The sequence below is a fragment of the Dyella sp. 01N36 genome (genome assembly GCF_056399745.1).
In genome coordinates this window covers 1-12,380 of record NZ_JBFTRY010000100.1, presented here as the reverse complement: position 1 = coordinate 12,380, position 12,380 = coordinate 1, and the positions used below count along the sequence as shown (strand labels likewise).

Below are 12,380 nucleotides of genomic sequence, written 5' to 3'. Positions count from 1 at the left end.
CCCTGTGCGCGACAAACCTACGGAGCGGTACACCGCAGCGTGGCTGTCGCGCACAGGGTGCGCTCCCACATGAGGTATCGAACAAAAAAAGCCCCGGTTTGCGCCGGGGCTTTTTTTATCGAAGCGGCGCGTCGATCAGCCGCCCAGCTTCTCCGCCAACAGCTTCTCCAGCTTGCGCTGATCCACAGCAAACTTGCGGATACCGTCGGCAAGCTTGTCGGTGGCCATGGGGTCTTCGTTGTGGCCCCAGCGGAATTGCGCTTCGGTGATTGGCTTGGGAGCCGCCTGAGTCGCACCGTTGTCATTGAGTGCGCGCTGCAGCGGTGCGCTGTCCTGGTCGAGTTTTTCGAGCAGGTCGGGGCTGATGGTGAGGCGGTCGCAGCCGGCGAGGGCCTGGATCTGGCCGATGTTGCGGAAGCTGGCGCCCATCACCACGGTCTTGAAGCCGTGCTGCTTGTACCAGCTGTAGATGCGGCGCACCGACAGCACGCCCGGGTCTTCTTCCGGCGCGTAGGTCTTGGTGGCGGTGTTGGCGACGTACCAGTCCATGATGCGGCCGACGAAGGGCGAGATCAGGAACACGCCGGCTTCGGCGCAGGCCACCGCCTGCTCGAAGGAGAACAGCAGGGTGAGGTTGCAGTTGATGCCGCGCTTTTCCAGCTGCTCCGCAGCGCGGATGCCTTCCCATGTGGAGGCTAGCTTGATGAGGATGCGGTCGCGCGACACGCCGTGCTCCGCATACAAGCCGACCAGGCGCTCAGCCTTGGCGATGGAGGCATCCACGTCGAACGACAGGCGCGCGTCCACTTCGGTGGAGACGCGGCCGGGCACGATGTCGACGATCTTGCGACCCACGGCGACGGCGAGGTGATCGCTGGCGTCCACCAATTGCTGTCCGCGCGAGTTGCTCTGGCCCTTGGCCCACGCCACCGACTCTTCGATCAGCGGCGCGAACTTCGGATTCTCGATGGCCTTGAGCAGCAGCGACGGGTTGGTGGTGGCATCCACCGGGCGCCAGCGGGCGATGGCTTCGATATCACCGGTGTCGGCGACCACGGTGGTGTACTGGCGCAGTTGTTCGAGTTGGGAAGACACGACGATATCCGGCTTGGAAAACGCTGATTGTCCACCCTAAGCGTCGCGCGGCAAAGTCGATTCTGAGGTGGTCCGCTCATCGATCCCGGTGACGATGCGGGCATGGCGCTGGTAGGTCCAGTACGCCCAGGCCCAGTCCAGCATCACCACCAGCCGGTTGCGGAAGCCGATCAGGAAGGCGATGTGGGCGATCAGCCAGACCCACCAGGCCAGCAGGCCCGAGAGCTTCACGCGTCCAAACTGGGCGACGGCGGCCATGCGCCCGATGGTGGCGAGCGAGCCGTCGTCGCGATAACGGAAGGGTTTTGTGGCGGTCTCGCCGCGCAAGCGCGTCTTGAGCGTGGCCGCGGCATGGTGCCCCATCTGCTTGGCGGCTGGCGCCACGCCGGGCACGGGTTTCCCGTCGGCCTGGGTCACGCTCGCCAGGTCGCCGATCACGAAGACTTCGAGATGGCCGGGCAGGCTGAGGTCCGGTTCGACCAGTACGCGTCCGGCGCGATCGACCGGCGCGCCAAGGCGGGCGCCCAGCGGCGAGGCCGCGACGCCGGCCGCCCACAGCACGGTGCGTGCCGGATACGGCGTTTCGCCCAGCATCACGCCGTGCTCGTCGATGGCGGTGACGGAGGTGTTCAAACGCACTTCTACACCCAGCTTTTCCAGCTGGCGCCTAGCCTTTTCGGTGAGGTCGGGGGCGAACGCCGGCAGCAGTTTCGGGCCGGCCTCGACCAGCAGCACGTTTGCCATGCGCGGATCGGCGCGACGAAATTCGCGTGGCAAGGTGTGGCGTGCGATCTCGGCGAGCGTGCCGGCAAGTTCTACACCAGTGGCGCCGCCGCCGACCACCACGAAATTGAGCCAGGCCTGCCGCTTCGCCGGATCCTCTTCACGCTCGGCGCGTTCGAACGCGATCAGCACGCGACGGCGGATGGTGAAGGCGTCTTCCAGCGTCTTCAGCCCCGGCGCATAGCGTTCCCACTCGTCATGTCCGAAGTAGGCATGCGTGGCGCCGGTGGCGACGATCAGGGCGTCATAGGGCAGTTCGCCTTGCGCGAGATGCACGATGCGACGATCGAGGTCGACGTCGAGCGCTTCGTCCATCAGCACTGTGACGTGTTTGTCCTTCTGCAGGATCTGCCGCAAGGGCGCCGCGATCGACGGCGCGGAAAGGCCCGCCGTGGCGACTTGGTAAAGCAGCGGCTGGAACAGATGATGGTTGCGACGGTCGATCAGCGTAACGCGGACATTGGCGTCGGCGAGTTCACGCGCAGCGGCCAGGCCGCCGAAACCGCCGCCGAGGATGACGACATGGGGACGTGGGTCGGACGATGCGTTGCCTTCCATCGGATGCTCCTACCTGAGGTGAGTATCGTGGAGGTCGCGCCGTCGTCGCCCGGTCAATAGAGATCGATCGGGTCCACGTCGAGCGACCAGCGCACGCGACGCGCCGAAGGCAGCGTCGACAATGCGGGATACCAGGGACGCAGAGCGCCATGCAGCGCGCCGCGCGTCTCCGCTTCAATCAGCAACTGCCCGCGATGGCGACCGGCGCGCAGCGGCATGGGTGCAGGCATCGGCCCGGCGAGCTGCAGCGGCAGGCCAGCCAGCGCCTGCGCCGCCTCGGCGAGGAAGGCATCGACGTGCTCGCGCTGGTGCGCATCGGCACGCAGCAGCACCTGATGTCCGTACGGCGGCAGCTGCACGGTGCGCCGTTCCTCGAGCAGGCTCTGCGCCGACGCGGCATAGCCTTGCGAGAGCAGCTGGCGCAGCAGCGGGTGATCCGGATGATGGGTCTGCAGCAGCACGCGGCCCGGTTTCTTGGCGCGGCCCGCGCGACCAGCCACCTGTACAACAAGTTGCGCGAGTCGCTCGCTGGCGCGGAAGTCCACGCTGAGCAAGCCCTCATCCACGCCGACGATGGCGACCAGGGTGAGGTTGGGCAGGTCGTGGCCCTTGGCCAGCATTTGCGTGCCGACCAGGATGGCGGGCTTGTCGTCGTGCAAGCCTTCCAGCAGTTGTTCGAACGAATCGCGGCGACGCGTGGTCTCGCGATCGATGCGCAACACCGGCACGTCGGGGAACTGCGCCGTCAATGCTTCTTCCAATCGTTCGGTGCCCTGGCCCTGCGGCTTGAGATCCGGCGCCGTGCATGAAGGGCATTGCGCCGGCGGGCGCGCGGTGTAATCGCAGTGATGGCAAATCAGCGCGCGACGCCCGGCATGGAAGGTCATCGGGTGCTCGCAACGCGGACACTCCGCGTGCCAGCCGCAGCTGTAGCACAGCAGCACCGGCGCATAGCCGCGACGATTGCGGAACACCAGCACCTGTTCGCCGCGCGCCACGGTGTCGCCCACCGCGGCGAGCAGGGCAGGCGAGAGACCGTGGTCGAGGCGTTGCGCACGCATGTCCACGATCTGCACCTGCGGTGCGCGCACGGCGCCCGGTCGCGCACGCAGATGCAGCGCGCGATAGCGGCTCGCCTGCACGTTGGCCAGCGATTCGAGCGAGGGCGTCGCGGAGCCGAGCACCACCGGGATATTCAGCGCACGGCCACGCAGTATGGCCAGGTCGCGTGCGTGATAGCGAAAGCCTTCCTGCTGCTTATAGGCGCTGTCGTGTTCTTCATCCACCACGATCAGGCCGGCATGCGGCAGCGGCGTGAAGATGGCCGAGCGTGTGCCAAGAATCACCTTGGCCTCGCCCGTCCGCGCGCGCAACCAGGCGCGTGCGCGATCGCCTTCGGCCAGGTTGGAATGCAGCACCTGCACGGCGACGCCCAGGCGATCGCGCAGCCGGCGCACGGTTTGCGGCGCGAGGCCGATTTCCGGCACCAGCAGCAGTGCCTGCTTGCCTTGCGCGATCACGTTTTCGATCAGGGCGAGATAGACCTCGGTCTTGCCGCTGCCGGTGACCCCGTCGAGCAGAAACGGCTGAAAGCGGCCGAGCGATTCGCCGATCGTCTGCACGGCCTGCTGCTGCTCGTCGCTCAGCGAGGGTGCTTCGGTGAGGCGGGGTGGTTCGGCGGCATTGGACTGGGTGCGTTCGATCAGGCCGGCCTGCTCAAGGCGTCGCGCCGCATCGCGCCAGCCGGGCAGCATCTCGTGCAGCAGCTCGGCGGTTTGCGGTCCGCGGGAAAGAGCATCGAGCAGGGCGCGACTGCCACCGCGTCGGCTGCCGGCATCCAGCGCGCTGCGTCCGCTCTCGGTGAGCGCCCAGGCTTCGTCATGCAGGTCCGGGAGCGGGCGATCCTCGCGCAAGGCCAGGGGCAGGGCATTGGCATAAGCCTCGCCGGGGGCGCCCAGCCAGTAATCGGCGGCACGGGCGAGGGTGGCCATCAATTCGGCGTCGAGCAAGGGGGCATCGTCGAGCACCCGCAGCACGCGCTTGAGCCGGCCATGACTCACGGCCGACTCCACGTTGGCTTCAACCACCACGCCCACCGACTTGCCCTTGCCGAACGGCACCAGCACACGGCTGCCCGCTACCGCCTCACCGCTGGCCGGCGGCAGATAGTCAAACAAGGTGGGCAGGGGTACCGGCAGGGCGACGCGAAGGACGGCGGGCATGAATACCTCTCGGCACAACAGTGTAACCGGGCCGTTCCACCCCGTCAGATATCAGCCGGATGAAACCCTCTCAAAATCTGTTTGAGGGCTTGGCCGCGGCTTGCAGGGTCTTGCTGCCTCGTCATCTAGGAAAGAGAGCTAAGTGACTATTGGCAGGGGTCTTTTGAGCTTATCCACAAGGTCTGTGGATAACTCTGTGGATGGTGCGTTGAGGGAGGCCTCTAGGGCGCATGAAAACGCCCTTCCGTACGCGCTGTTCAAGTTTTAGCCAGCAACTAAAGCCAAGTAAAAACAGCAACTTAAAATTTTCGCTATGGCGGGGTTCATCTAACTGCCACAGGCATGGGACTTGCCTTGACAGCCGTGTGACGCTGTGCAAAACCCCGCTTGAAAGCGCTTTTGAGGTGCCGCGAAACCGCGCCGCTGCGCGATTTGTGTGTGATTTGTGTCACAAAAGTTCGCGCGGCCGCGGACTAGTTGGCGATGCCCAGAACCGCGGCAAAGGTGAGCGCAAAAGTGGCCATGAAGGTGTAGCACCATCCGACGAACAGGTATTTCAGGATGGTCACGAACCAGCCCTGCCGGTAAACCCGCTTTTGCATGAGCAGCAGATAGGCCAGCGCCCACGCTCCGAGCCCCCAGGCGGCCAGGACAAGGGGCGTGCCCAGCCAGTGGGCGTGGGGCACCAGCCAGCCGTAGAGCAGATACACGCCCATGCCCAGCATCAGGGTCAGGAATAGAAAGGCGTGGCTGTGCAGGGCCACGATCAGGTGTTCCATGTAGAGCCGTCGCTTGAAGATATAGGTGAACTTCAACAACAGGGCGAACAGCGGCATCAGCACGAACATGGTCTGTGGCAGGACGTGGAACACCGCGGCGGTGATGCGCTCCTGCGCCTCCGCCGCGCGCTCGCCGCCGGCCTGGATGTCGGTGACATTGGCCCCGGCCCGCGCCACCGAACGGTTGAGACTGTGGTTGAGCGCTTCGGGCAGCCAGGAGATATGGATGGGCGTCGACTGCAGCGGAATCGATTCGAATTTGGTTTCGGCGACGCCCGTGTCGGTCAACGGCGATGCACCCAGCTGGGTCAGGCGATGGTTGGCGTGGTCGCGCTCGATGCTGAGCGGGCGATTGAAGTTCTTGCTGCCTTTCTCGTCGGACTGGCCGGCGGCCGCCTCGAGGTCCTTGCGCACTTGCGCGTAGTGCGTGCGAACCGCGCTGGGCGTGAGGTCGTGCGCAAATTGCCCGGTACCTTCGCTTGCCTCGCTGTGGACTTTCAGGATGTCCAGATTGCCCACCACCAGATGGCACATGAAGAACGCCAGCAGCGACAGCACGAACATCAAGCGGAACGGCGCCACATAGCGCTGCCGGCGGCCTGAGAAATACTCCAGCGTGAGGAACCCCGGACGCAGGAACAACGGGGGCAGGGTGTGGATCACGCGACCGTCCACATGAAGGACCAGGTCCAGCGTGTCTTCCACCATGTGATGCATGGGGCGCAGCACGGTGTGGATGGACTGCCCGCATTCGTGGCAGAACTCCCCCTGCATCGGCGCGCTGCAATTGGCGCAATGCACGCCTTCGAACGACACGATTTCCTTCTTCATGCGCCTCCCCCGGCAGAATCAGCGGGCGATCTTGGCACAAGCAGCCAGCGCAGACAGCTGCCGTGGGCTCGTTTCCCCAGCCGTTGTCGGAAGGCACGCAGCGGGCCTGCGCTAGAATGTGCGGCCAAGGAGTCTCTTTATGCTGTCTTTCCGCCCCGATCGCGCCAGGGTGGCGCGCGAGGTCGGCGCCACGGTGCGTCTTGCCCTTCCCCTGATCGCCGCGCAGCTCGGAGCGGTGGGTCCCAACGTCGTCGACGCCATGCTCGCGGGGCATCTGAGCGCGCACGTGCAGGCCGCCGTTACCACCTCGATGAGCATCTGGGCGCTGGCCCTGGTCAGTGGCCTGGGCATGATGATGGCGGTACCGCCATCGGTGGCGCAGCTGGACGGCGCCGGTCGTCGCCATGAGGCGGGGGCAGTGTTCGTGCAGGCGATGTGGCTGGCCTTGGGCATGGGCATCGTGCTGTGGTTTCTGGTGCGTCATGCGACGCCATTGATCGACTGGATCGGCGTGGTCCCTTCGCTGCGCGCGGACGTGACCCGTTTCCTGCACGCCATCAGCTGGGCTGCGCCCGCGTTGACGAGTTATTTCGCGATACGCGGCCTGTCCGAAGGCCTGTCGATGACGCGTCCCTCGATGTATTTCAGCTTTGGCGGCCTGGCGGTGCTGGCACCGCTGGGCTACGTGCTGATGTACGGCAAGCTGGGCCTGCCAGCGTTGGGTTCGCTGGGCAGCGGCATCGCCACCGCCACGGTGCTCTGGCTGGAAATGCTGGCATTCCTGTGGTTCGTGCTCAAACATCCGGCCTACAACGACGTCAATCTGCGTGGCGGGCTGGCTTGGCCCAAGCCAAAAATGATCCTCGAGCTGTTGAAGATCGGCGGCCCGATGTCGATCACCCTGCTCGCCGAGGGCGGCCTGTTCGTGGCAGTGGCGCTGGTCCTTGCGACGCTGGGCGAGACGGTGGAGGCCAGCCATCAGGTGGCGCTGAATGTGGCGACGGTGGCTTTCATGGTGCCGCTTGGCCTTTCGATGGCGATCACTGTGCGGGTAGGCAATGCCGTCGGCCGCGGTGATGCGCAGGGCGTGCGTTACGCCGGCCTTTGTGGCGTCGGATTGGCGGTCTGCGTGCAGATCGTCTCCTCGACCGTGATGCTGACCGTCCCTCACTTGCTGGCGCGCCTGTACACGCATGACGCGGCAGTGATCACGCTGGCGGTGCAGCTGATGGTGCTCGCGGGGCTGTTCCAGTTCCCGGACGGCATCCAGGTGACCTCCAACGGCGCGCTGCGCGGATTGAAAGACACCCGCGTGCCCATGGTGATCACCCTGTTCGCCTACTGGGGCGTGGGGATGCCGATCGGGTGGTGGCTTGCGTTCCACCATGGCATGGGCGCCCGTGGCATGTGGATCGGCCTGATCGCCGGTCTCACCGTGGCCGCCGTGCTGCTGCTCACGCGCTTCTGTCGCCGCGCGTTTCACCACCAGTGGCCGCTCCCCACCTGACCCAGGACTGAGGCTTTCGGCGCAGCCGGCGACCGCCAATGGCGGCAACCGCCATGTGCCGTTTGCCCCACATGACCTGCGCCCCGCGAACAGCTACGCTGTGATGGTCATCCTGAGGAACCAAGCAATGACGGAGCGCCGCCCCAACGGTTTTTGGGCCTTTCTCTGCGTCCTCGGGCGCGGCATCAACATCGTCAGGCTGACCATACTCAACCTGGTGTTCTTTGCGCTGCTGCTGATCGTGCTGCTGATCATCCTGGTCGGCTTTGCCGGCGCACGCACCGAGCACTTCATCCAGAGCGACAGCGTGCTGGTCATCCAGCCCAAGGGCGAACTGGTCGAGCAGTACAGCATCGAGCCGATGCAGCGTGCGCTGGCCAGCCTGTCGGGCAATCCGCCCAAGCAGATCCAGCTGCGCGACCTGATCGGCTCGATCGACGCGGCCGCCAAGGACTCGCGCATCACCCGCATCCTGCTCGAGCCCAGCGAGCTGCAGGGCGGCGGCTTTGCCGCGCTGCGCGAGGTAGGCGCCGCGCTCGATCGCTTCCGTGCCGCGGGCAAGCCCGTGATCGTGTGGTCGCCCAGCCTGGACCAGGGCCAGTACTACCTCGCCGCCCATGCCGACCGCGTGCTGGTCGATCCGCAAGGCGGCGTGATGATCACCGGCCTAGCCAACTACCGGCTGTTCTACAAGGACCTGCTCGACAAGCTGGGCGTAGACGTGCACCTGTTCCGCGTCGGCCAGTTCAAGAGCGCGGCAGAGCCTTACATCCTCGACCATGCCTCGCCCGAATCGAAGGAAGCGGACAGCTTCTGGATGGGCGGCCTGTGGGATACCTACATCAACGAAGTGGCCAAGCTGCGCAAGCTCGATCCGGCCACGCTGCGTCTGGACATCGACTCGCTGCCCGAGAAGATCGCCAGCGCCAAGGGTGACCTGGGCCAGCTCTCGCTCGACCAGCATCTGGTCGACGGCGTGGCCACGCCGGCCGAAGTCATTGCGATGATGCGCAAGGAAGGCGTACCCGCCGGCAAGAAGGGCGAGGGTTTCCGTCAGGTCTCGCTGCAGCGTTATGCCGATACCATTTCCGAAGACAGCTCGACGACGCCGGGCGTGTCGGTGGTGGTGGCCGAAGGCGAGATTTCCGGCGGCAAGCAGCCGCAGGGCACCGTGGGTGGCGATTCCACCGCGGCCTTGATCCGCGCTGCACGCGAAGACAAGCGCACCAAGGCGCTGGTCTTGCGCGTGAACTCGCCGGGTGGCGAAGTCTATGCGGCCGAGCAGATTCGCCGCGAAGTGGCGTTGACGCGCGAGGCCGGCATTCCGGTGGTGGTATCGATGGGCAACGTGGCCGCCAGCGGTGGCTACTGGATCTCGATGAATGCCGATCGCATCTACGCCGAGCCCAATACCATCACCGGTTCCATCGGCATCTTCGGCATGGTGCTCACCGTGCCCGGTACCCTGGACAAGCTGGGCGTGAAGAGCGATGGCGTGGGTACCAGCCCGCTGGCCGGCGCATTCGACATCACCCGTCCGCTGGATCCGAAGGTGGGTACGGTGATCCAGGCCACCATCGAAAAGGGTTACCGCGATTTCGTCGGCCAGGTGGCCAAGGCACGCGGCAAGCCGTACGACGCCATCGACACGATTGCGCAGGGCCGCGTGTGGACGGGCCAGCAGGCGCTGGATCGCGGCCTGATCGATCAGCTCGGTGGTCTCGGCGATGCCGTTGCCGACGCGCAGCAGCGCGCCAAGCTCGGCAAGAGCGCGCCGGTGCGTTATGTCGAGGAGCCGCTGGGCGGCTTCGAGCAGTTCGTGATCAGCCTCAATGAGAACGCGATGGTGCAGATGGTGCAGTCCTACGGCGTGCAGCTGCCGTCGTGGGTCGCGCATGTCGACGCGTTCGCACCGGAGCTCAAGCTGCTGCGCACGGCGCAGTCCGGTCGGCCGAACGTGTACGCCTATTGCTTCTGCACGCCGCGCTGAGTCGAACGATCCGCTAGTGGAGCCGTCGCCGGATTCCGGCGGCGGCTTTTTTTGCGATGGGCGTGCAGTGCGACTTGACGATGCCCGCCTCGCAGATGGACGGCTAAACGCCTACTCGATGGCGGCGCTGAAATAATCGCCGTGGCGTTCGACGCACACGGGCATGCCGAACGTATCCGAGAGCAGCGCGTTGGTGAGCACCTCGGCCTTGGCGCCTTGCTTGAGCAGCTGTCCATCGCGCAGCAGCACCACGTGCTGGATCTCGGGCAGGATTTCCTCCACGTGATGCGTCACCAGCAACAGCGTGGTGCCCTGGCGTGCGAGGCCGCGCAGGTTTTCCAGGAAGCGCCGGCGGCTTGCCATGTCCAGGCCCGCGCAGGGTTCGTCGAGCAGCAGCGCCTTGGGCCGGTGCACCAGGGCGCGCGCGATCAGCACGCGCCTCGCTTCGCCGGTCGAAAGGCTGGCCATCGAGCGGCCGAGCAGATGAGTGGCGCCCGCTTRTTCCAGCGCTTCTGCGGCGCGCTCGCGCATGGGCGGCGTGACGCGGTGGTCCAGGCCCAGCCGCTGCGCCGCGAAGAAGCTCGACAGCACCGCTTCGGAAACCTCCAGCGTGGCATCGCTGGTGCAGTCGTGCTGCAAGGACGGGGAAACGATGCCAAGCAGTCCGCGCAGATCGGAAACATGCCAGCGCTCACGTCCAAACACGTGCATGGCAGCCTGGCCGTCGCCGCGTGCGAGCGGATAGAGCTCGCGTGTGATCAGGCGCACCAAGGTGGACTTGCCTGCGCCGTTCGCACCGAGGATGGCGGTGTGTTCGCCMGCACCAATGCGCAGGCTGAAACGGTCGAGGATCAGCCGCTCGCCGCGCATGACGCTGGCATCGTCGATATCAAGCAGTGGAGCGGAGGCAAACTCGTCGTGATGGGCGTTCATGCCGACACCATGCACGTCCAGACGTCCACTGCCAAGTATCGAGTCCGGGATGGGTGGCTTACTGCTGGGCGGCGTCCAGTTGTTGCTGTTGTTTCTTCGCCTGCTCGTCCACCGTTTTCTGCACGTCGGCGGCGCGCTGCTTGGCCTTCTCCATGTCGTCCCAGGGCGTGGCAACGCGCGCGGTGCTGGCAGCGGCTGGCGCCGATACCGGTGCCGGCGGCTTGCCGGAGCAGGCGACCAGGGAGAGCAGGCACAGCAGGGCAGCGAGTCGTTTCATGCAGGAGCCTTGAGTCGGGTTGGAGTCGGTGTCGCGCCCATGGTAGCGGGCAGTGCTTGGCGGGAAACGTGGTCGCGTTCTAAGCTCGGCCCATGAACGCACGCATCGACGCCTGGCAGCTGCAGGGACACACCGCCTTGATCACCGGTGCCAGCAAGGGCATCGGCTACGCCACCGCCCGCGAATTGGCCGCGCTGGGCGCCAATCTGCTGCTGGTGGCGCGCGACGCCGACTACCTGGAGCAGGTGCGCGTGGAGCTGGTGGACGATTTCCCCGGCATCGACGTGCTGGCCTTTGGCGCCGATCTTGGCGAACAGGAAGAGCGCCTGGCGGTGTTCGACTGGATCGCCGATCTTGGCGCACCACTGTCCCTGCTGGTCAACAACGCCGGCGGCAACCAGCCCGCGCCGACCTTGGCCTATCGCGAGGACGACTACCGCGCGATCTTCGAACAGAACCTGTTCTCCGCCTTCGAGATGTGCCGTCTCGCCCACCCGCAACTGGTGCAGCACGCGAACGCGGCGATCGTGAACGTGGGCTCTGTTTCCGGCATCACTCATGTGCGCACCGGCTCGGCCTACGGCATGTCGAAGGCGGCGCTGCACCAGCTGACGCGCAATCTGGCGGCGGAATGGGCAGCTGATGGCATTCGCGTCAACGCGGTGGCGCCCTGGTATATCCGGACGCAGCGTTCCGAACCCGCGCTGGCGAATGACGAGTACCTGGATGAGGTGCTCGATCGCACGCCGTTGCGGCGGATCGGGGAGCCGGAGGAGGTGGCGGCGGCGATCGCGTTCCTTTGCCTTCCGGCTGCCAGTTATGTCACGGGGCAGGTGTTGGCGGTGGATGGGGGGTTTTTGAATTATGGGTTTTAGGGGGTGGTGTGTTGAGGATGAGGCGCTAGCGTTTGACGCTTTGACGCTTTGACGCTTTGACGCTTTGACGCTTTGACGCTTTGACGCTTTGACGCTTTGACGCTTTGATGCTCTCAGCCCGTCGTCACTCGCCGGGCGGTTTCTTTCTCTTCATTGCTGCGAAAGCAGGAATCCAGTGACTTTGCGCCCGGTCGTCGCGTCATCGCGATCTGGCTCGCCTGCCGCGGGCTTTCGTGCCGCTGCCGCGGCCCGAGTTACTTTTCTTTGCTTGCCCAAAGAAAAGTAACCAAAAGAAAGGGCCCCCCGGATGACGCGCCTTCCGGGCCTATGGCCCTCCAGGTGCGCGGGCGGGTTACGGGGTTTTTCGACAGGACATCCCTGTCCTGTCGAAAAACTGGCCGCATCCCTGCGGCCACCCTTCGGGCTTTCCTCCACCCGCCCGCCGCKTCATACGGGGACCCCGAAGGGCGAGAGCCTGATCAAGAGCCTGATCAAGAGCCTGATCAAGAGCCCAACGCTCGGCGTTGCGG

The 12,380-nt window shown here is 65.5% G+C and carries 9 protein-coding genes; 3 read left to right on the top strand and 6 right to left on the bottom strand.

Annotation, left to right across the window (positions count from 1 at the left end; translation table 11 throughout):
- Positions 1-135 precede the first annotated feature (135 nt).
- The 4 genes from tal to AC1DMG_RS14640 all read right to left on the bottom strand — a co-directional run bounded on the left by tal (position 136) and on the right by AC1DMG_RS14640 (position 6,268).
- Positions 136-1,095, bottom strand: a complete 960-nt coding sequence (gene tal, locus AC1DMG_RS14655) for a transaldolase (RefSeq protein ID WP_441604762.1) — start codon at positions 1,093-1,095, stop codon at positions 136-138.
- 36 nt (positions 1,096-1,131) lie between these two features.
- Positions 1,132-2,436: an NAD(P)/FAD-dependent oxidoreductase gene (locus AC1DMG_RS14650; RefSeq protein WP_441604761.1), complete on the bottom strand. Its 1,305-nt coding sequence runs from the start codon at positions 2,434-2,436 to the stop codon at positions 1,132-1,134.
- A gap of 53 nt (positions 2,437-2,489) precedes the next feature.
- Positions 2,490-4,658, bottom strand: coding sequence for a primosomal protein N' (locus tag AC1DMG_RS14645; RefSeq protein WP_441604760.1), 2,169 nt, complete (start codon positions 4,656-4,658; stop codon positions 2,490-2,492).
- Between the two features lie 473 nt (positions 4,659-5,131).
- Complete coding sequence (locus AC1DMG_RS14640; RefSeq protein WP_441604759.1) at positions 5,132-6,268, bottom strand: DUF3667 domain-containing protein; 1,137 nt, start codon at positions 6,266-6,268, stop codon at positions 5,132-5,134.
- A 139-nt stretch (positions 6,269-6,407) separates the two neighbouring features.
- On the opposite strand from AC1DMG_RS14640, the gene AC1DMG_RS14635 reads away from it, so the two are divergent.
- Both AC1DMG_RS14635 and sppA read left to right on the top strand, forming a co-directional pair.
- Positions 6,408-7,775 carry an MATE family efflux transporter gene (locus tag AC1DMG_RS14635; RefSeq protein ID WP_441604758.1) on the top strand — a complete coding sequence of 456 codons (1,368 nt, stop codon included), beginning with the start codon at positions 6,408-6,410 and terminating at the stop codon, positions 7,773-7,775.
- 127 nt (positions 7,776-7,902) lie between these two features.
- Entirely contained in the window at positions 7,903-9,765 is a 1,863-nt protein-coding gene (gene sppA / locus AC1DMG_RS14630; RefSeq protein ID WP_441604757.1) for a signal peptide peptidase SppA, read from the top strand.
- Between the two features lie 111 nt (positions 9,766-9,876).
- On the opposite strand, the gene AC1DMG_RS14625 is transcribed toward sppA, so the two are convergent.
- Both AC1DMG_RS14625 and AC1DMG_RS14620 read right to left on the bottom strand, forming a co-directional pair.
- Positions 9,877-10,698 (bottom strand): ABC transporter ATP-binding protein, encoded by an 822-nt coding sequence (locus tag AC1DMG_RS14625; RefSeq protein WP_477180684.1) that lies wholly within the window; start codon positions 10,696-10,698, stop codon positions 9,877-9,879.
- A gap of 58 nt (positions 10,699-10,756) precedes the next feature.
- On the bottom strand, positions 10,757-10,975 hold the full coding sequence (locus tag AC1DMG_RS14620; protein WP_441604755.1) for a hypothetical protein: 219 nt from the start codon (positions 10,973-10,975) through the stop codon (positions 10,757-10,759).
- Positions 10,976-11,067: 92 nt separating this feature from the next.
- Here AC1DMG_RS14620 and AC1DMG_RS14615 point away from each other — a divergent pair, with 92 nt between their 5' ends.
- Positions 11,068-11,850, top strand: coding sequence for an SDR family oxidoreductase (locus tag AC1DMG_RS14615; protein WP_441604754.1), 783 nt, complete (start codon positions 11,068-11,070; stop codon positions 11,848-11,850).
- Positions 11,851-12,380: the final 530 nt, after the last annotated feature.